Origin of the sequence: Aliivibrio fischeri, from assembly GCF_009727955.1 — a bacterium.
In the GTDB taxonomy this organism is placed as follows: Bacteria; Pseudomonadota; Gammaproteobacteria; order Enterobacterales; family Vibrionaceae; genus Aliivibrio; species Aliivibrio fischeri_A.
In genome coordinates this window covers 47254-66079 of record NZ_WOBR01000012.1, presented here as the reverse complement: position 1 = coordinate 66079, position 18826 = coordinate 47254, and the positions used below count along the sequence as shown (strand labels likewise).

18 protein-coding genes are annotated in these 18826 nt (G+C 40.0%); 12 read left to right on the top strand and 6 right to left on the bottom strand.

The window, feature by feature from the left end:
• Nucleotides 1-26: 26 nt before the first annotated feature.
• Nucleotides 27-1352, bottom strand: a complete 1326-nt coding sequence (locus tag GNP81_RS16780) for a serine/threonine protein kinase (RefSeq protein WP_336495501.1) — start codon at nucleotides 1350-1352, stop codon at nucleotides 27-29.
• A gap of 265 nt (nucleotides 1353-1617) precedes the next feature.
• On the opposite strand from GNP81_RS16780, the gene GNP81_RS16775 reads away from it, so the two are divergent.
• From GNP81_RS16775 to GNP81_RS16755, 5 genes are all read left to right on the top strand, one after another.
• Nucleotides 1618-2205, top strand: a complete 588-nt coding sequence (locus tag GNP81_RS16775) for a hypothetical protein (protein WP_155675018.1) — start codon at nucleotides 1618-1620, stop codon at nucleotides 2203-2205.
• A 134-nt stretch (nucleotides 2206-2339) separates the two neighbouring features.
• Nucleotides 2340-2672: a copper resistance protein gene (locus tag GNP81_RS16770; RefSeq protein ID WP_233932612.1), complete on the top strand. Its 333-nt coding sequence runs from the start codon at nucleotides 2340-2342 to the stop codon at nucleotides 2670-2672.
• A 56-nt stretch (nucleotides 2673-2728) separates the two neighbouring features.
• A complete protein-coding gene (locus tag GNP81_RS16765; RefSeq protein ID WP_155675017.1) occupies nucleotides 2729-4825 on the top strand; it encodes a protein-disulfide reductase DsbD family protein in 2097 nt (698 codons plus the stop codon).
• Nucleotides 4825-5328, top strand: a complete 504-nt coding sequence (locus tag GNP81_RS16760; RefSeq protein ID WP_196587449.1) for a protein disulfide oxidoreductase — start codon at nucleotides 4825-4827, stop codon at nucleotides 5326-5328. Before GNP81_RS16765 ends, GNP81_RS16760 begins: the two co-directional genes overlap by 1 nt.
• A gap of 24 nt (nucleotides 5329-5352) precedes the next feature.
• Nucleotides 5353-6081, top strand: a complete 729-nt coding sequence (locus GNP81_RS16755; protein WP_155675016.1) for a DsbA family protein — start codon at nucleotides 5353-5355, stop codon at nucleotides 6079-6081.
• Between the two features lie 102 nt (nucleotides 6082-6183).
• Here the strand turns inward: GNP81_RS16755 and gorA are convergent, their stop codons facing one another.
• Both gorA and GNP81_RS16745 read right to left on the bottom strand, forming a co-directional pair.
• On the bottom strand, nucleotides 6184-7554 hold the full coding sequence (gene gorA, locus GNP81_RS16750; protein WP_155675015.1) for a glutathione-disulfide reductase: 1371 nt from the start codon (nucleotides 7552-7554) through the stop codon (nucleotides 6184-6186).
• Nucleotides 7555-7751: 197 nt separating this feature from the next.
• Nucleotides 7752-8591: a 23S rRNA (adenine(2030)-N(6))-methyltransferase RlmJ gene (locus GNP81_RS16745; protein ID WP_011262845.1), complete on the bottom strand. Its 840-nt coding sequence runs from the start codon at nucleotides 8589-8591 to the stop codon at nucleotides 7752-7754.
• Between the two features lie 152 nt (nucleotides 8592-8743).
• Here GNP81_RS16745 and prlC point away from each other — a divergent pair, with 152 nt between their 5' ends.
• Nucleotides 8744-10786 carry an oligopeptidase A gene (gene prlC, locus GNP81_RS16740; protein WP_063649340.1) on the top strand — a complete coding sequence of 681 codons (2043 nt, stop codon included), beginning with the start codon at nucleotides 8744-8746 and terminating at the stop codon, nucleotides 10784-10786.
• Nucleotides 10787-10938: 152 nt separating this feature from the next.
• Here prlC and cyaY read toward each other — a convergent pair whose 3' ends face one another.
• Nucleotides 10939-11253, bottom strand: a complete 315-nt coding sequence (gene cyaY / locus GNP81_RS16735) for an iron donor protein CyaY (RefSeq protein WP_005421453.1) — start codon at nucleotides 11251-11253, stop codon at nucleotides 10939-10941.
• An 81-nt stretch (nucleotides 11254-11334) separates the two neighbouring features.
• On the opposite strand from cyaY, the gene lptM reads away from it, so the two are divergent.
• The 5 genes from lptM (at nucleotide 11335) to xerC (ending at nucleotide 15287) form a co-directional block, all read left to right on the top strand.
• Nucleotides 11335-11454, top strand: a complete 120-nt coding sequence (gene lptM, locus GNP81_RS16730; RefSeq protein WP_005421451.1) for an LPS translocon maturation chaperone LptM — start codon at nucleotides 11335-11337, stop codon at nucleotides 11452-11454.
• 62 nt (nucleotides 11455-11516) lie between these two features.
• The gene (gene lysA / locus GNP81_RS16725) at nucleotides 11517-12770 is read left to right on the top strand and encodes a diaminopimelate decarboxylase (RefSeq protein ID WP_155675014.1); all 1254 of its coding nucleotides are present in this window, start codon (nucleotides 11517-11519) and stop codon (nucleotides 12768-12770) included.
• An 81-nt stretch (nucleotides 12771-12851) separates the two neighbouring features.
• On the top strand, nucleotides 12852-13682 hold the full coding sequence (dapF, locus tag GNP81_RS16720) for a diaminopimelate epimerase (RefSeq protein ID WP_155671332.1): 831 nt from the start codon (nucleotides 12852-12854) through the stop codon (nucleotides 13680-13682).
• On the top strand, nucleotides 13679-14383 hold the full coding sequence (locus GNP81_RS16715; protein WP_155675013.1) for a DUF484 family protein: 705 nt from the start codon (nucleotides 13679-13681) through the stop codon (nucleotides 14381-14383). The genes dapF and GNP81_RS16715 overlap by 4 nt, the downstream gene beginning before the upstream one ends.
• Nucleotides 14376-15287 (top strand): tyrosine recombinase XerC, encoded by a 912-nt coding sequence (gene xerC / locus GNP81_RS16710; protein ID WP_155671328.1) that lies wholly within the window; start codon nucleotides 14376-14378, stop codon nucleotides 15285-15287. The genes GNP81_RS16715 and xerC overlap by 8 nt, the downstream gene beginning before the upstream one ends.
• Before the next feature lie 116 nt (nucleotides 15288-15403).
• Here the strand turns inward: xerC and GNP81_RS16705 are convergent, their stop codons facing one another.
• Nucleotides 15404-16201, bottom strand: a complete 798-nt coding sequence (locus GNP81_RS16705) for a Cof-type HAD-IIB family hydrolase (protein ID WP_155675012.1) — start codon at nucleotides 16199-16201, stop codon at nucleotides 15404-15406.
• A 167-nt stretch (nucleotides 16202-16368) separates the two neighbouring features.
• Complete coding sequence (locus tag GNP81_RS16700) at nucleotides 16369-17337, bottom strand: alpha/beta fold hydrolase (protein ID WP_155675011.1); 969 nt, start codon at nucleotides 17335-17337, stop codon at nucleotides 16369-16371.
• Nucleotides 17338-17585: 248 nt separating this feature from the next.
• On the opposite strand from GNP81_RS16700, the gene GNP81_RS16695 reads away from it, so the two are divergent.
• On the top strand, nucleotides 17586-18803 hold the full coding sequence (locus GNP81_RS16695) for an EAL and HDOD domain-containing protein (protein ID WP_155671322.1): 1218 nt from the start codon (nucleotides 17586-17588) through the stop codon (nucleotides 18801-18803).
• The last annotated feature ends 23 nt before the right edge of the window (nucleotides 18804-18826 follow it).

The following is an 18826-nucleotide window of genomic DNA, read 5'->3' as shown; positions in this document are numbered from 1 at the left end:
ATGAATGTCCTTTTCTAAACGAGAATTTAATTATTATTAGTGAAATGATGAGTCGTTAATTTCTGTTTTGTTGGGATCGGCGTCATCATGGCCAATAACATTCGCTGTTTTATATGTGCTGGTAAGTCTGGGTTAGATAAAATTCGGCGGCGAGTAAGCTCTAACATTGAATTGATCGATGCTTGAGAGACGCTTGATCCTTTTGAGTGAAACAGTAATTGCGTTACTTCATACATCATGTTTTCAGCAACGATTTTTTCTTGCTCTAACTGATGATTTTTAAGTGCTAATAAACTTGAAAATGCGATCCCTGTAATCATTAATAATGCGCATAAAAATGAAGGAATAGGTTTACGTTTTAATAAGCACGTTAATGTATAGCATGGGCGATGCTGTTTTAAGCTAATTGGACGAGAAGCGATAACCGCTTCGATATCTAATCGCAGCTCTAAAACCGAGTGATAGCGCTTATCTAAAGATTCTTGCATCGCTTTTGTTTGTATACAGTGAATATCATCATTTTCATTTGTTACTGGAAATAGCAAATGTAAGATTTTTCCGAGAGAAAAAATATCACTCTGTTGCGTAAGAAACCCACCAGATTTCTGTTCAGGACTCGCAAATTGCTCACTAAAGGCAAGCACGCCTTGTTGAGGCTCAATCGTGCTCTCTTTTACTTTTTGTGTAAGGTTAAAGTCGATTAATTTGGGAGAGTGTTGCTTATCAATCAATATGTTTTCAGGCTTAAGATCAGCATGAAGCACATTGTGTTGATGGGCGTGCTCAAGAGCCTTACAAACCTGACTAAATAGATGTAATTTTTGTGTTTTGGATAGTTCATGCGTAGCTAAAAAATCGTTAAGTGTTGAACCAATTACTTTTTCCATTACGACATAAACAAGATTTTGGTGCTCACCGCCATCAAACACTTTTGCAATGTAAGGGTGATTTAAACGCGCTAAAAGTTGGGCTTCTTCAAATAGCGCTCTTTTATCGAGTAGGTTGTTAAAACTTGGCTGAATAAACTTAATAGCCAACTCTTGCTCAAAAGTACCATTTGCTCGATGTGCAGAATAAACAACCCCCATTCCTCCACGACCCAATTCATCACGTAATTGGTACTTATCGATCGTTTGATTGCTTAAATCCCAATCAAAATGACAAGTTTGTTGCGCGTGAAAGCCGAGCAGATCGGAAAAATGCTCTGATGGAGAAGAACCTAATAACGCTGTGATCTCTTGATGGATTTCTGGTTGATTTTCTTTAAGTGTATCGAGCACTTTTTGTTGTTGTTCATCATCCAGATCTAACAAGTGATAAAAGATTTGTGTTGAAGAAGTACCTAGCAGCACGATGTTAATTTATAAAAATAATTTGTGCGTACTGTATAAGTTAATATTCAAAATGTGAATGAATATTCTCGATTTTAAGAAAGTTTAAATGGATTTTTTGATCTCAGTAGATGGAGGTTATTGATGTTTTTAATAATAAATTAATAATGGTGATTATTATTACAAATAAGTAATAGTGATTTGCTTTTTACTAGGATAGTCATTTTTCAAATAAGGATTACACTTAGCAATATAAATTGAGATACAGATTAAGAAGGTAATGATTATGGCAGAACACAACACCCCACAATTTCAAGTTGGACAAACGTTTGAAAACCACCCGTTTCAAGAGGGTGACGGTGCGATGCTTGAATTATTTCGTAATGATTTACCTAATTTACTGTATGTTGGACTTAGCAATATTACCGCTGATGAACAAACATTATTAGGTCAAAGCGGCGCTCAATTAGGTTTAGTTTCATCAGAGAAAGGCGGTTGCCTACTTGTTGTTAGTTTTGGTGATTTAGCTTTTGAAATGCAATTTAATTCATCGGCAATTCCGGATGAATATTTCTCTCTTTCTGAAGATAACACCTTATCTGTTTCTATGATTGCAGTAGATACAGCTACTAATTTATTGTGTGCAATTCGTGAATTTACGTTACCTGAAGTGTTAAGCCGTCAGTTTATTGAAGTAGCAAAAACACAACGTGAGCTAGGTGATGTGAATGTGGTAAATATCGAGAATATGCACCTATTAAATTCATTAACACCTGATGCTTTGCAAGAAAAAATGGAATTCCATCCATTACAAAGCGTGGTTGCAGCACCAACATGCGGTTGTGGTCATCACCACCATAACCATGCTCATTAAATTTAAATAGGTAACTAGGAAACTATTTAAAGGAGCGTGTGTCCTAACTGCACTCGTTCCTTATTCTTGTAGTTAACCAGTTGATGAAATCTGCGTTTTACAGACATGATTTTTTTAGATGGCCCCTCATTCTTGTGTGTTGGGTTATCTTTGTCTGTGCGGCGAATAATATTGGTTTATTGAGTTCGTGTTCTTTACCGTTGGATAGCTCAGTATCTGATACTGTGCAACAAGCATCGGAAACACAGCAAGACAAAAATGGGTTAGGTGATAAGTGTGAATTATCGGAACATTTAATCCATTTCGAACAACATCAAGTTGGCGATCATGCGCTTATTGTGCAGATATTCACGGTTCTTCTCGTTATTGGGTTGTGTTTATCATTCAGCTATACCTCTTCATTTACCGAGCCTATTCTTCATAAAGGAAGGCGGGTTCACCTCAAGTTGTGTGTTTTTAGAGAATAAATAATCGAATGTTGTAACAACATTCGACGTATATTTATTTTTTAAAGGAAACACAGATGCAAAAATCAGTAATGACAACACGTATGGTCCTATTTGGGCTATTCGCGATGTTGTGCAGCGCATTTATATCCGTTGCTCAAGCCGAAACCCCACATACTGGGTGGCTTAAAAACCAGAATCACACTCCGATTGAAACTCGCTTTGTTCTTACCGGGCAAATCAATAAAGTCGATCAAACCGTTGCTGGGTTTCTAGAGGTTCGCTTAGCCGGTGATTGGAAAACCTATTGGAGAAGCCCTGGAGAAGGTGGTATTGCCCCGAGCATGACTTGGGAGGATTCTCAAAATATTCGTAGTATCGATTGGTATTGGCCGTATCCGAAACGCTTCGATCTACTTGGTATTGAAACCTTAGGGTATAAGGGAAGTGTGATTTTCCCTATGACACTTCACATTGATGATCTCAATAAGCCTGTTACCTTTAAGGCTGATCTCACCCTGTCATCTTGCACCACTATTTGTGTACTGACTGACTACCCATTCGAACTTACCTTCACTCCTACCGATTTAACGCTTTCTAAAGAAGCGATGCACGTTTACGCCCAAGGGTTAAGTCAGGTTCCAAAAGCGTCTGCACTGATCAGTGATGTAAAAGCAGTGTGGGATGCCACAAAAATGCAGCTTCAGGTGACAGCAAGCAAAAAAATGGGATGGATAACGCCTGATGTTTTGGTGGATGGCCCGTCAGATGAAATGCAAGACGCTAATTTTTCTCGCCCGAAGATCGATGTAGATGGTAATAATATCACCGCCACATTTGATGTCAGTAGTTGGATGGGAACGCCGGATTTAACTGGTGAAAATATCAGTGTTACTTTAAAAGACAGTGAGTTTATAGCAGAGCAACCAGCAAGTATTCGTGATGGGATAATCACAAGCAGCAATGGATTACAGTCTATTCTGAAAATGATCTTATTTGCTTTATTTGGTGGTTTGATTCTAAACGTAATGCCTTGTGTTTTTCCTGTGTTGGGAATGAAGTTAAGCAGTGTTATTTCAGCTCAAGGTCTTGAGAAAAAACAGATTAAATTGCAGTTTTTAGCCTCTGCAAGTGGGATTGTTTTTTCGTTTTGGCTTTTGGCTTCGTTCTTAGTAGTACTTAAGTTATCAGGCAGTGCAATTGGGTGGGGCATTCAATTTCAGAGTGCATGGTTTATTGGAGTCATGACGCTTATTACGGCATTGTTTGGTGCCAATATGCTGAGCTTGTTTGAAATTCGATTATCCTCAAATACCAACACTTGGATCGCATCAAAAGGAAACAACTCGTACTTTGGTCATTTCATTCAAGGTATGTTTGCCACCTTACTTTCTACCCCTTGCTCCGCACCTTTCTTAGGTACTGCGGTTGCTTTTGCTTTAGCAACAAACATCCCAACCATGTACGGCATTTTTACTGCGTTAGCGCTTGGTATGGCTTTGCCATGGATATTGGTTGCCCTCTTCCCATCCATTGCTCTTTCATTACCTAAACCTGGCCCATGGATGAGTAAGGTGAAGTATCTCTTTGGTGCGATGATGCTCATTACTAGCATTTGGTTGCTGAACTTACTTTCTAACCATCTATCAGAGTTTTGGATTTATGTCATTGCAGCAATTGCGGGTGGCGTAATCTTGCTGCGAACCGTTCAAGTTCATAGTAAGAAAGCGGCAGGCTGGTTAAGTATCTTATTTGCTATCGCATTTGGTTTTGGCACCGTGATAGACAGCATGACGTCAACTGATCTACTGCCTGAAGAGCCTAAATGGGTTCCGTTATCGAGTGAATCTATTCAGCAATATGTGGATGAAGGAAAAGTGGTCTTTGTTGATGTTACTGCTGATTGGTGTGTGACCTGTAAGGCGAACAAAATCGGAGTATTGCTTCAAGAGCCGGTTTATAGCGAGTTAAACAGCGCCAATGTTGTACCTATGCAGGGAGACTGGACGGTTCCGAGTGAAAAAATCACTTCTTACCTACAAGAGCATGGGCGATTTGGAGTGCCATTTAATGTGGTTTATGGCCCAAGTGCGCCAAACGGTATCGAACTTCCGGTTATTTTGAATGAAAAAGTCGTTATGGATGCGATTAAAAAAGCAGGAAATAAACCGTAATGGGGAAAAGACAAAAAATGAAGCGCTGGGGTAAAGAGGCACTGATTTACCTTCTGGTGATCATTATTTTTAGTTTTGCTGTTGATGCGTGGAGAACTAAAGATATGCCAGCTAATACTGCGCCAGCACTTGCAGGAATAAGCACAACAGGTGAAGCGATTGATGTTATTGCTATGAGTCAAGAAAAGCCGGTGGTGGTGTATTTCTGGGCGACGTGGTGTGCAGCGTGTCGATTCGTAACACCAACCATTAATTGGTTCAGCGATGCTTATCAAGTTGTTGGGGTGAGTACGAGCTCTGGAGAGGACAGAAGAGTCTCTGGTTATATGAGATCTCACGATTACACTTTTAAAAATATGAATGATACGCGTGGCGATATTTCAAGAGAATGGGGCATTCAAGTGACCCCAACCATCGTCATTATTGATAAAGGCGAGATAAAAAACATCACCACGGGGATAACAACTCCGATGGGATTACTTGCTCGCTTATGGCTTATCTAAACGAATATATACGGACAATAAAAAATGAAATTTAAAACGAAATTAATCACAACACTGGTAATGGCATGCTTATTTTCTCCTCTTGCTTCTGCAATGACTCAATCGGAGAAAGTGGAAGATATTAATAAAATGCTTAAAGCCAACCCTACCATTATTGATAGCCTTCATGAGAGTTTGGCCATGTATATTGATCAACAGGGTAAGTATGAAAAAACGTTGGCGGATTATCATGATTATATGTACAACAACCCAAATCTTCCGTGGTTTGGTGCGAAAGATCCTAAATTAACCATTGTTGTATTAACGGATTTAAGTTGCCCTTGGTGTAAAAAGCTAGACCCAGTATTAATGAAATTGGTCGATGAGCACCCTGATGATCTTAAAGTGATAAATATTTATGTACCACTTAAAGAAGGTTCAAATCCGGCTAACTCGGCAACCTTTGCATTAAGAGTATGGAAAGAAAGGCCTGAGAAATTTAATAAGATCAGTGAGACCTTATTAAGTAAGCCGGGAATTCACAATATGCGTTCTATCATGAAGGTCGCAAAAGCAAATGATGCGGAAAAGTACGTATCAACGAATGATGAAGTTCAAGATATGGTAGCGAAGAACTATCAATTATTTACGGATTTAGGTGTGCGAGGAACGCCTGCTATGTTGATCGATGGTCAACTTCTTCCGGGTTATTTACCTTATGAAAAATTAGCACCAATGGTTGAAGCTAAAATCGCAGAAAAATCGGGTAAGTAATAACACTAACTGTTTAATTGAGTTAAACATGATTCAATAAAACAAAAACGCCGCCAAGGTTAATTGGCGGCGTTTTTTATAGATAACGAGTCTACTATCAGACTATCGCATCGTTACAAATTCTTCAGAACCTGTTGGGTGAATAGCTACAACGGCATCGAAATCAGCCTTAGTTGCACCCATCTTCATTGCTACTGCAAAACCTTGGATCATTTCATCAACCGTGAAACCGATACCGTGTAGGCCAACAACTTTCTCGTCTTCGCCCGCACAGACTAGCTTCATCTTACAAGGTTGACGGTGCTTAGTTACTGCTGTGTACATTGCAGTAAAGCCTGATGTGTACACTTTCACGTTATCTTTGCCGTATTGTTCGTCAGCTTCTTGTTCTGTTAAGCCAATCGTACCAATTGGTGGGTGGCTAAATACAACCGTAGGAACTAAATCGTAGTCCATTTTTGCATTGGTTTTACCATTGAATAGACGTTCTGAAAGTTGACGACCTGCTTTAACCGCTACAGGAGTCAGCTCAATACCGCCTTCCATGATGTCACCAACACAGTAGATGCCTTTCACGTTTGTTTCTTGGTATTCATCTACTTTGATGTAACCGCGATCGTTTGTTGCAACACCAGTTTTATCAAGATTGATAGCATCAGTTGCTGGGTGACGACCGATAGCCCAAATTAGCGTATCAACGTTTTGTGTATTACCGTTTTCTAGGTGAAGCGTTAGGCTGCCGTCTGCTTCTTTAACTACTTCTTTTGGTACCGAGTGAGTATGAAGTGTTGGGCCTTCGGTATTCATTACTTCAACTAGCGTATCGATGATCATTGGGTCAAAGCTACGCAGTGGTGATTCTTTACGGCAGAATAGGTGAGTTTCTGTACCTAGAGAGTGAAGAACGCCTGCGATTTCTACAGCAATGTAACCTGCACCAATAACCGCAACACGTTTTGGTTGTTCAGTCAGTTCAAAGAAACCATTTGAATCAATACCGTATTCTGCACCAGGGATATTTGGAATTGTTGGACGACCGCCAACGGCAATAAGAATATGATCCGCAGTATAGTGCTCACCGTTTACTTCAACGGTTTTTGCATCACCGCTTTCTGTTTCAACAAAGCGAGCAAAGCCTTTGATTACGTTTACTTTGTTATTACCAAGTACGCGATCGTAAGATTCATGAATACGACCAATGTAAGCTTGGCGACTTTCAATCATCTTGTTCCATTTGAAGTCTTTTAACTCTACATCAAAGCCGTAATCTTCAGCGTATAGGTTAATGGCTTCAGCAACTTGAGCGCCGTGCCACATCACTTTTTTAGGTACACACCCTACGTTTACACATGTACCACCAAGATCTTGAGCTTCGATCAGTGCCACTTTTGCACCGTACATTGATGCACGGTTTGCTGATGCGATACCGCCTGAACCACCGCCAATACAGATATAATCAAAATGCGTAGTCATTACTTTCTCTCCAATATTTTTTTAATTCTTTTTACATACTATGTATGAAATGCGACCAAATTTTTCTTTTTCAAGGTCTACTAGGTTTCAGGTCGCTTCGCTTGCAGGTTTCAGGAAAGAGATAAAACTGAGCAATGCTATCTGCTTTTCCTGAATCCTTTGAGGGGACTTGCGACCGGCCTGAACCCTTATTTTTTTTATTCTGGAACAATCCACTCTACTTTGAAGTGACCTGTTGCAGGTGCAATCGCTTCTTTTAAGAAAGGCAAAATATCGTTCATTTGGCTTTCTAGTTTCCAAGGTGGGTTAATCACGATCATGCCTGATGCTGTCATGCCACGCTCGTTGGTATCTGGTGATACACCTAATTCAATTTGCAGAATGTTACGAATATCTAATTTTTTTAATCCGTTGATCATATCGTCGATATCGTGACGATTTACAACAGGATACCAAATCGCATAAATACCCGTAGCCCAACGCTTATGACTTTGGCCAATAGCAGTAACTACATCGCGATATTCTTTTGCAAGCTCATAAGGTGGGTCGATTAAGACTAATCCTCTGCGCTCTTTTGGCGGAAGACTTGCTTTTAGTCGCGCAAAGCCGTCTTCTTTATAGATAGACACTTGGCGATCACGATGAAACTCTTGTTCAAGCAGTGGGTAATCTGAAGGGTGAAGTTCCGTTAGTACCATACGGTCTTGGCGACGCAAATGTGCACGGCCAACACGAGGAGAACCCGGGTAGTAACGCAGCTCTTCGCCGTCATTTAAGGTTTTGATAGCATCAAGGTAGCTGGTGATTTCTTCTGGAAGATTCGCTTGATCCCAGATACGTGCGATACCTTGTTTGTATTCACCTGTTTTTTCAGACCATTCATGCGTTAAGTCGTAACGGCCAACACCTGAGTGGGTGTCATGATAAACAAATGGCTTATCTTTTTGAGTTAATGAATTAAGGATAAGGCTTTGTACAATGTGTTTAACCACATCGGCATGGTTGCCTGCATGAAAACTGTGACGGTAACTTAACATGGATGAACTCTCACTATTGGAATGGGAATATTATACCCAAGTTTGTGGCTCAATGTGTGTACTCTTGCATCAGCCATTGAAATTTAGTCAATTAAGCACCATCTTATCTACATAGTGACATCAAATCGAATAAGAAATAAAAAGGAATGAATATGTCTAACCCGCTACTGACCTTCACCGATTTACCTCCATTTTCTCAAATTAAGCCTGAGCATATTCAGCCTGCTGTAGAACAAGCGATTGCTGATTGCCGTGCAAAAATTGAAGAAGTATTAGCTTCTGACGTAACTCCTAGCTGGGAAAGCATTATTGTTCCTTTAGCGGAAACGGATGATCGTCTTAGCCGTATTTGGTCACCAGTAAGTCATTTAAATTCAGTAAAAAATAGCGAAGCATGGCGTGAAGCTTATGAAGCGTGCCTACCTGAGTTATCTGAATATGGTACTTGGGTTGGTCAACACAAAGGATTGTACGAAGCGTATAAATCCATTAAAGAGAGCGAGGCGTTTGCGTCTTTATCTCAAGCTCAACAAAAAACCATTATTGATGAACTGCGTGATTTTGATTTATCAGGTATTGGTTTACCGGCTGATCAGCAAAAGCGTTACGGCGAGATCAGTAAACGCAGCTCTGAGCTAAGCTCAAACTTCAGCAACAATGTGCTTGACGCTACTATGGGTTGGTCAAAACACATTACGGACGAAAAAGAGTTATCAGGTTTACCTGAGTCTGCAATGGCGGCAGCAAAAGCCGCGGCTGAAGCAAAAGAATTGGATGGCTGGTTACTTACGTTAGAAATGCCATCTTACTTACCTGTAATGACGTACTGTGATAATAAACCACTGCGTAAAGAAATTTATGAAGCGTTCGTTACTCGTGCATCGGATCGTGGTCCAAATGCAGGTAAGTGGGATAACAGCGCAATCATGGAAGAAGAATTACAACTTCGTCATGAAATCGCTCGTCTACTTGGTTTTGGTTCATACAGTGATAAATCATTGGCAACCAAAATGGCAGAAAGCCCAACTCAAGTACTTGGCTTTTTAAATGACCTAGCAACAAAAGCAAAACCTCAAGGTGAGCGTGAAGTTGAAGAGTTAAAAGCGTTTGTAAAAGAAGAGTTTGGTATTGATGAGTTAGATCTGTGGGACATCACTTATTACTCTGAAAAGTTAAAGCAAAAGCTGTATCAAATCTCGGATGAAGAGCTTCGCCCTTACTTCCCTGAATCAAAAGCCGTATCTGGTCTATTTGAAGTATTGAACCGTTTGTTTGGTATGACAGTAGTTGAGCGTGAAGGTGTGGATGTATGGCACGAATCAGTGCGTTTCTTTGATATCTTTGATTCAACGAATACACTACGCGGCAGCTTCTACCTTGATTTGTATGCTCGTGAACATAAGCGTGGTGGCGCATGGATGGATGAGTGTCGTGTACGTCGTTTGACTCAAGAAGGCGAACTACAGACTCCTGTTGCTTATCTAACTTGTAACTTTAATAAACCTGTCGGTGGTAAACCTGCACTGTTTACTCACGATGAAGTGGTGACGTTATTCCACGAATTTGGTCACGGTATTCATCATATGCTGACTCAAATTGATGTGGCTTCGGTATCGGGCATTAATGGTGTTCCTTGGGATGCAGTTGAGCTGCCAAGTCAGTTCTTAGAAAATTGGTGTTATGAAGAAGAGGCGCTAGCGTTTATCTCTGGTCATTATGAAACGGGTGAGCCGCTTCCTAAAGAGATGCTAGATAAAATGCTAGCAGCGAAAAACTTCCAATCAGCGATGTTTATTTTGCGCCAGTTAGAGTTTGGTTTGTTTGATTTTACACTGCACACTAATTTTGACCCTGAACTAGGCGGTCGAGTGCTGGAAACGCTAGCGGAAGTGAAAGCGAAAGTAGCGGTATTACCAAGTGTTGAGTGGAACCGTTTCTCTCACAGCTTTGGTCATATTTTTGCTGGCGGTTATAGTGCAGGTTATTACAGCTACCTATGGGCAGAAGTATTATCAGCTGATGCGTTCTCTCGTTTTGAAGAGGAAGGCATTTTTAATACCGAGACTGGCCAAAGTTTCTTAAATAATATTTTGGAAATGGGTGGCAGTGAAGAGCCGATGGAGTTGTTCAAGCGTTTCCGTGGTCGTGAGCCGCAAGTAGATGCGATGCTGCGTCACGCGGGAATTGGAGCTTAAGGTTTCAGGTCGCTTCGCTTGCAGGGTTCAGGAAGAGCAATAAAATCCTCCTGAATCCTGAATCCTGAATCCTGAATCCTGAATCCTGAATCCTGAATCTCAAGCTCCTCTGAAACCTTCAAGGGAGCTTGCGACCGATCTGAGCTCTGCTTTTAAACCCACTCAATCTCTTCATCGGCGTGCTTCTGACATTCTTCTTTTACCATCTCGATAAATTCCATGCCCGTTTTAGAACATGTCCATTTTTCATCAACATAAGAGAAGTGGAAGCCACCAGATTTTGAAGCTAACCAAATTTCGTGCATTGGTTCTTGTTTGTTAATTACGATTTGGCTGCGGTTTTCAAATTCCAGCGTTAATACGTTTCCTGTGATAACAGGTTCAATATCAGCACCTGAATCATCAATCATATCTTCGATTAATTGCAGTTTTTCATCGACTAGTTCGTGAAATTCAGTGTTATTCATCTTATTTATCCTATTGCTTTTCTTGGCTGTGGTGCGATTATAGAGAGCATCAGTAGATATTAACACTAATGGTAAAATCTTATGCACAAAAGAGTGATGGCATTAATGCTATTGAGCCTTCTTACTTTAGCTGGTTGTGGCCAAACTGGTCCGTTGTACATGCCTGCAGATGAAGCACCACAAACAGAAGCGGCAGAGTAGTCAATAACTCTCGCGGATAAATCGATAAACAGAACAACGAAAACTAGACAAGGAAGACGACATTGGATTATTTCAATTATAAAGATGATGGACAACTTTGGGCAGAAGAGCTGCCTATTACACAGTTAGCTGAGCAATTCGGCACACCTTTATACGTGTATTCTCGTGCGACATTAGAGCGTCACTGGAAAGCATTTGATAACTCTGTAGGTAATCACCCTCATCTTGTGTGTTATGCCGTAAAAGCGAACTCAAATATCGGCGTGTTAAATGCACTTGCTCGTCTAGGTTCAGGGTTTGATATTGTTTCTCAAGGTGAACTAGAGCGTGTTGTTGCCGCTGGTGGCGATCCAACTAAGGTTGTTTTTTCTGGTGTAGGTAAAACGGCTGATGAAATGCGCCGTGCGCTAGAGTTAAAAATTAAATGCTTTAATGTTGAATCAGAGCCAGAGCTTGAACGCCTAAATGCCGTTGCGGCTGAAATGGGGGTTATTGCGCCTATTTCTTTACGTATTAATCCAGATGTTGATGCAAAAACACATCCGTATATCTCTACGGGATTACGTGATAATAAATTTGGCATTGCGTTTGATCGCGCGCCTGAAGTGTATAAATTTGCTCAAAGCCTACCAAATTTAGATGTTCAAGGTATCGATTGTCATATTGGCTCTCAATTAACCGATATTGAACCGTTTATTGATGCAACGGATCGTCTGCTTGCGTTAATCGATGATTTAAAAGCACAAGGTATCAACATTCGTCACCTTGATGTTGGTGGTGGTCTTGGTGTGGTTTATCGTGATGAATTACCGCCACAACCTTCAGAATATGCGACAGCATTATTAGGTAGACTAGCGGAACATCAAGATTTAGAACTTATTTTTGAGCCGGGACGTGCTATTGCTGCAAATGCAGGTATCCTAGTTACTAAAGTTGAGTTTTTAAAACACACTGAGCATAAAAACTTTGCGATTATTGATGCGGCAATGAACGATTTAATGCGCCCAGCTCTTTATCAAGCGTGGCAAGATATCGTTCCTGTTGTACCTCGTGAAGGTGACGCTCAAAATTACGATCTTGTGGGCCCTATTTGTGAAACCGGTGATTTTCTTGGTAAAGATCGAGCATTGGTACTAGAAGCGAATGATTTACTGGCAGTTCGCTCATCAGGTGCTTATGGGTTTGTAATGTCATCCAACTATAATACACGTTGCCGAGCGGCAGAGATTATGGTGGATTGCGGGGACGTTCACCTTGTTCGTAAGCGTGAAGAGCTAAGCTCATTGTGGGAACTGGAAGCGATTTTACCCAACTAAAAATATTATTTAAGAGCAAGGTGCTAAGCATGCTTGCTCTTTTTTCAGCCAAGAAAGAAAACATACATAAGAAGAACAACTATGCACTTTCATTTTTCTAAAATGCACGGGCTAGGCAACGACTTTATGGTTGTTGACTGTCTGACACAGAATATTTTCTTTTCTCCAGACCTGATCCGTCGTTTGGCTGATCGCCATCGTGGTATTGGATTTGATCAGTTATTGGTGGTTGAAGCCCCTTATGATCCTGAAACGGATTTTCATTACCGAATTTTTAATGCTGACGGCTCGGAAGTAGAGCAGTGTGGTAATGGTGCGCGTTGTTTCGCTCGATTTGTACGAATGAAAGGGTTAACCAATAAAACCAGCATTTCGGTCAGTACTAAAAAAGGCAAAATGATTTTAAAAGTGGAAGATGATGATCAAATTACGGTGAACATGGGTGAGCCTGTATTTGAGCCAAATAAGATTCCATTTAAAGCAACGCAAGCTGAAAAAACCTATTTATTACGTGTTGATGATAAAACCTTATTCAGTGGCGCAGTAAGTATGGGAAATCCTCACTGTGTGACTGTTGTTGATGATGTTGATGCTTATGATGTTGATAAGTATGGACCGTTGGTGGAAAGCCATGAACGCTTTCCTGAGCGTGTAAATGCTGGGTTTATGCAAATCATCTCACCAAATGAAGTGAAACTACGCGTGTATGAGCGTGGTGCTGGTGAAACTCAAGCTTGTGGTAGTGGTGCTTGTGGTGCGGTTGCTGTTGGTATTATGCAAGAATTATTGGGTGAAGAAGTGAAAGTGTCTTTACCTGGTGGTGATTTGCACATTGTATGGCAAGGTCCTGGAAAACCGTTATATATGACTGGTCCTGCAACACACGTATATGATGGTCAATTATCAATATGATTGAGAAGCAACAAGAATACATAGAGCCAACTGAGTTAACCGAAGATATCGTGGCTCAGTTTTTAACGGATCACCCTGATTTTTTTCATAAACATCCTGAGTTATTGAATCGAATTAAGGTGGATACACCTGAGCGTGGGGTGGTTTCGTTAGTTGAAGTTCAAGTTAATAAGTTACGTGGACGCATTAGTGAATTAGAAGAAGAGATCACGCAACTAATGTCATTAGCAGCACAAAATGATCGCTTATTTCATGAGTTTTCAAGTATTCAAAAGCAACTGTTGTTGAGTGAAAATTTTTCTCAAGCTGTCGCAATCATTGAGAAAAAAGCCATTGAGTTGAATCTAACGGCACACATTAAAATTATCGAACACTCTCATCCTAAATATCATGTAGATCAAAGTGCACTAGATAAATTTGTAAAGAAATTCCTGAATGGGCATTCCGCTTATTTAGGTCGATTACGTAAAGCCGATCGCGATAGTCTTTTTGCTTATGGTGGTCTTGATTTATCAAACTCGGATTTAGGTTCGTTTGCTATTTTACCTTTAGGTTCATCATCAAAACCTGTAGGTATTATTGCATTTGCTAGCCGTGATGGCGGACATTTTCAACCTAATATGGGCACACTGTTTTTAGAGCAACTAGTGAGTGTGTTTCATTATTTATTAACTCAATGGTCGAAGTCAGATAATGAGTGATGTTTTACCGATTCAATTTTCAAAGCATCTTGATGCCTTTTATGAATTCTTACGTAATGAAAAAGGGCTCAGCATTTACACCCAACGCAACTATAAACGTCAATTAACAACGATAGCAGAACAACTTGTTGAGCTAGGTGTTGAGTCTTGGCAAGACGTTGATGCAGGATGGGTGAGACAAGTCACCAGTAAAGGAATGCGTGAAGGATTAAAAGCGAGCAGTTTATCTACGCGTTTATCTTCCCTACGTAGTTTCTTTGATTTTTTAGTTTTGCGTAATGTGTTGACTGCCAATCCAGCTAAAGGGGTTTCTGCACCTCGAAAATCTCGTCCTTTGCCTAAAAATATTGATGTGGATGAAATGGGGCAATTACTTGAAGTAAATGAAGATGACCCATTGTCTATTCGTGATCGCGCTATCATGGAATTAATGTATGGTGCTGGTTTACGTTTGGCGGAACTGGTCAGTATTGATGTTCGTGACATTCAATTACGTCAAGGCGAATTACGTGTTATTGGTAAAGGTGATAAAGAACGTAAAGTGCCATTTTCAGGTCAAGCGAAAGAGTGGTTAGGGCATTGGTTACGAGTGCGAAATCAATTAGCAAAACCAGAAGAAAAAGGATTGTTTGTTTCTAAGTTAGGTGTGCGTATTTCTCATCGAAATGTACAAAAACGCATGGCTGAATGGGGATTAAAACAAGGGGTAAATAGTCACATTAGCCCACATAAATTGCGTCACTCCTTTGCGACACATATGTTGGAATCCAGTGGTAATTTACGTGCGGTACAAGAACTGCTTGGGCACGAAAATATTTCGACCACTCAAATCTACACCCATTTAGATTTTCAACACCTTGCTCAAGCGTATGACCAAGCGCATCCAAGAGCGAAGAAAAAATAGAATCGTATGATACAAAAAAGCCAGAAAGTTCTCTGGCTTTTTTAATGCATTGATTTTAAATGCTATTACTATGGTACTCACTATTTGGCCTACGATAGGCCAAATAGTAAAAAAGCTTATTTAAGCAATAAATTCTCTAGGTAATGAGCAACAGCTTCGTCAGCTGAAGAACCAATCACCTCATTATTTGGTAGCGCTTTTTTTACTTTTTCGTGCGATGTACCCATCACAATCCCTTTGCCTGCCATGCTCAACATTTCGTAGTCATTCATGCCGTCGCCAAACGCGATGCAGTTTTCTAATGTCTTACCAAGCAACTTAGCTACTGCCTCTAAAGCTGCTCCTTTTGATACTTCAGAGGCCATAATCTCTAAACACCAAGGCGTAGAGAAAGCCACCATCAGTTGATCGCCAAACTGTGCTTTTAATTGCTCTTCGTATTGCACTAAATACTCGTGTTCAGGCATGGTCACAAAGACTTTAGCAATATCGTCTACTGGTGGGTTATTTACATCGAATACTGTGTAGGTGAAGCCGTTGTCATGAAATTCTTTTAAGCTCTCATCTTCAGCATTAATGAACCATTGCGTATCTGAGTACATATGAATCGTTAGTTGGTCATCATTTTTTAATAGATCGATAACTTGAGGTACTAACTCTTCAGGAACATTTTTGCTGTAAATTAAATTATCATCAGCATCATGAACTCGAGCACCATTAGAGGTGATCATATAAGCAGGAATACCAACATCACTACGAATGTTGCCAACATCAATATGATGACGACCCGTTGCAAAAATGAAGGTTAAGTTTTGTTGGTGTAATTTATTCAGTGTTTTTTTCGTGAAGTCAGCAACTTTGTGCTCTGGTGTAAGAAGGGTACCGTCAAGATCCGATGCAACAATGGTAATCATAAAGCCTCATGATAATACCGATGCGAGTAAATAGAACATTCAATTAACGGCATCAGTATAAAATTAGAATTCAGTTTAATGAGGCTAAGTTTACGTCACTTTATAAGTAAAAAAGAGGGTAAAGATTACACTTCTTATCTTTCCTCTTTTTACTTTTTAGCAGAGAGTCACACGTGAGCGTGTTGCTGGAAAAAATCAATAATGGTGATTAATGCTTGGTTACGACATTCATCGGATTCAAACAGTAATTCATGCTTAGCATTAGGAATTGTCACCAGTTGGCAATTTGGTGCTTTTTTCTGAAATTTCACATGTGCATTATTATCAACGATTTGGTCTTTTTCACCTTGAAGTAATAGAGTTGGAAGTGTGCAGAGACTTGCTTGGTCAATACACATTTTTGCCCCTTTTAATCCTTGATTTACCCAGTGATTGCTTGGACCGCCAATTTGCAGTTCAGGCTTGGTGTCATAAAGCTCTCTAAACCATTGATAACGAATTTCACAGGTGGTGAGTGTATTATCTAAAAAAGGTTTTGCATGATATGGCGCTTGGCCTAAGGCATAAGAGGGCTGTTTTGACCACAAGCTTAAGTAGCGACTAATTGGATTTGCAATGGGTTTTAACCAAGGTTGCATATGAATACCATGCATTGGGGCACTCAGTGCTAATGCAGTGTAGGGGTGTGAGTGAGTTTCAACGTATTGAGTTGCAATCGCCCCTCCCATAGAATGACCAAGCAAATAGCAATCTTGATAATGTTCAGGTGTGATTAATGATTGAGTTAAGCTATTTAAATCGAGAACGTAGTCATTAAAATTTTCAATATGGCCAATATCGTTATTATCCGTTAGACGATCTGATAAACCTTGGCCGCGGTGATCAAAAGAATAAATATCATAGCCTTGGCAAAATAAATCATAAAACAGCTCTTGGTATTTATAGACGCTTTCAATCCTACCATTCACGACCATGATCGCTTTAGTGTGAGCTGGGCTTGTAAAGCTTACCCAATGAAGTTGTGTTTCCTTCTCTCCTTGATAAAAACCGTGTTGGCGTTTCTCCCAAAAAGGAGTTACTTGGTTTTTCATGGTTTCAAGGTAATGCGTTTCTTGAGTAAAGGTCGCTGCTTTCATTGGGCTCTCTGAATAACGAATAAGTGAAATCAATGGTGTTATTATAATGACATAAGTTAACTTCGTATCATATTTTGGTAAGTTCTTGCATACTTCTTAAGCAAGAGCATTTTTTTTATTGTGTGTTTCGACTAAGATGTCCTGCAAATCATTAAGGAATGTGTTGATACATCTCAAGTTCATAAAGAAATTGCCGATATAATCATTTATCATCCCGATATATTTTTACAGGATACCGCTTTAAAGTTATGTATGCATACGTTGCCAGACAACCGATACTTAATCGAAAAAAACAGACAATAGGATATGAACTGCTTTTTCGCGACGGTGCAAGCAATGCGTTTCCTGATATGGAAGCCAATCAAGCAACGTGTCGATTGTTGGTTGAAAACTTTATGGCAACGGGAAACAACCCAGCTTTAGAGTCTCCTCGTAGTTTTATTAATTTTCCACAAGAATCATTAATTTCTCTCGTTCCAACTGCATTTCCTAAAAAGAAAATTGTTATTGAAGTACTCGAAACTTGTACTCCAAACGATGAGCTATTTAGTGCGATTAAGCATTTGCATCGAATGGGTTATGTGATTGCGCTTGATGACTTTAGTTTAGAGCCTGAGTGGGATCGATTCCTTCCTTATTCGCATATCGTTAAATTAGATATTATGCAGTTAGGTCTTGAGAGAGCATGCGCTTATGTAAAACAGCGCAAACGTCAAGGCTGTAAGCGCCATTATCTTGCTGAGCGAGTGGAAACGAATGAAGAGTTTCAGCAAGCATATGATGTTGGTTTTCACTTCTTCCAAGGGTATTTCTTTAGTAAGCCTGAAATCATTAAAAATCGAGTGGTAAAACCTGAAGAGCTGTTAACGGTACAACTTTTTCAAGAGGTGTGTCGTGAAGAGGTAGACTTCACTCGAATTGAACAATTAATTTCTCAAGATGTGTCTCTTTCGTACCAGTTGTTGAAGTTTGTAAATACGGCAGCAGTTCGATTAGAAAATCCAATTTCATCGTTTAAGCAAGCGTTAGTGTATTTAGGGGAAGAGCAGATAAAAATGTTCGTTACTCTGATTGCGACAGCACACGCGGCGATAAATAAGCCTAAAGAATTGTATAAACAATCGTTAGTGAAAGGCCGTTTTTGTGAGTTGATGATTTATCGTTGTCAAAATGGAACACCAGGACAGCAAGCGTTTATTGTTGGGTTGTTCTCTTTACTTGATGCATTATTGGATAAGAAGCTAGATGATGTATTGGTGCAGCTTTCGTTAAGTTCTGATATTGAAAAAGCCATTTTGATCCGAGAAGGTTTACTCGGTTCGATGTTAGAGTTGTATGAAAATATCGATACCGGTAACTGGGAAAATATTGATAAGTTGAGTCGTCAACTTGGGTTCTCGGCAAAAACCGTTGAATCGACCTATCAAGAAGCGGTTAAGTGGTATCAAAGCATTTTATCTAAATAGTTTTTGCAATGCTTGGTTCAAAT

Excerpts from the sequence above, each read along its gene's own strand:
- GNP81_RS16695 (WP_155671322.1), top strand. The coding sequence starts at position 17,586 with ATGTATGCATACGTTGCCAGACAACCGATACTTAATCGAAAAAAACAG.
- GNP81_RS16765 (WP_155675017.1), top strand. The coding sequence starts at position 2,729 with ATGCAAAAATCAGTAATGACAACACGTATGGTCCTATTTGGGCTATTC.
- lptM (WP_005421451.1), top strand. The coding sequence starts at position 11,335 with ATGCACAAAAGAGTGATGGCATTAATGCTATTGAGCCTTCTTACTTTA.
- GNP81_RS16755 (WP_155675016.1), top strand. The coding sequence starts at position 5,353 with ATGAAATTTAAAACGAAATTAATCACAACACTGGTAATGGCATGCTTA.
- cyaY (WP_005421453.1), bottom strand. The coding sequence starts at position 11,253 with ATGAATAACACTGAATTTCACGAACTAGTCGATGAAAAACTGCAATTA.
- GNP81_RS16760 (WP_196587449.1), top strand. The coding sequence starts at position 4,825 with ATGGGGAAAAGACAAAAAATGAAGCGCTGGGGTAAAGAGGCACTGATT.
- GNP81_RS16715 (WP_155675013.1), top strand. The coding sequence starts at position 13,679 with ATGATTGAGAAGCAACAAGAATACATAGAGCCAACTGAGTTAACCGAA.
- GNP81_RS16705 (WP_155675012.1), bottom strand. The coding sequence starts at position 16,201 with ATGATTACCATTGTTGCATCGGATCTTGACGGTACCCTTCTTACACCA.
- gorA (WP_155675015.1), bottom strand. The coding sequence starts at position 7,554 with ATGACTACGCATTTTGATTATATCTGTATTGGCGGTGGTTCAGGCGGT.
- xerC (WP_155671328.1), top strand. The coding sequence starts at position 14,376 with ATGAGTGATGTTTTACCGATTCAATTTTCAAAGCATCTTGATGCCTTT.
- GNP81_RS16700 (WP_155675011.1), bottom strand. The coding sequence starts at position 17,337 with ATGAAAGCAGCGACCTTTACTCAAGAAACGCATTACCTTGAAACCATG.
- GNP81_RS16775 (WP_155675018.1), top strand. The coding sequence starts at position 1,618 with ATGGCAGAACACAACACCCCACAATTTCAAGTTGGACAAACGTTTGAA.
- GNP81_RS16745 (WP_011262845.1), bottom strand. The coding sequence starts at position 8,591 with ATGTTAAGTTACCGTCACAGTTTTCATGCAGGCAACCATGCCGATGTG.
- dapF (WP_155671332.1), top strand. The coding sequence starts at position 12,852 with ATGCACTTTCATTTTTCTAAAATGCACGGGCTAGGCAACGACTTTATG.
- prlC (WP_063649340.1), top strand. The coding sequence starts at position 8,744 with ATGTCTAACCCGCTACTGACCTTCACCGATTTACCTCCATTTTCTCAA.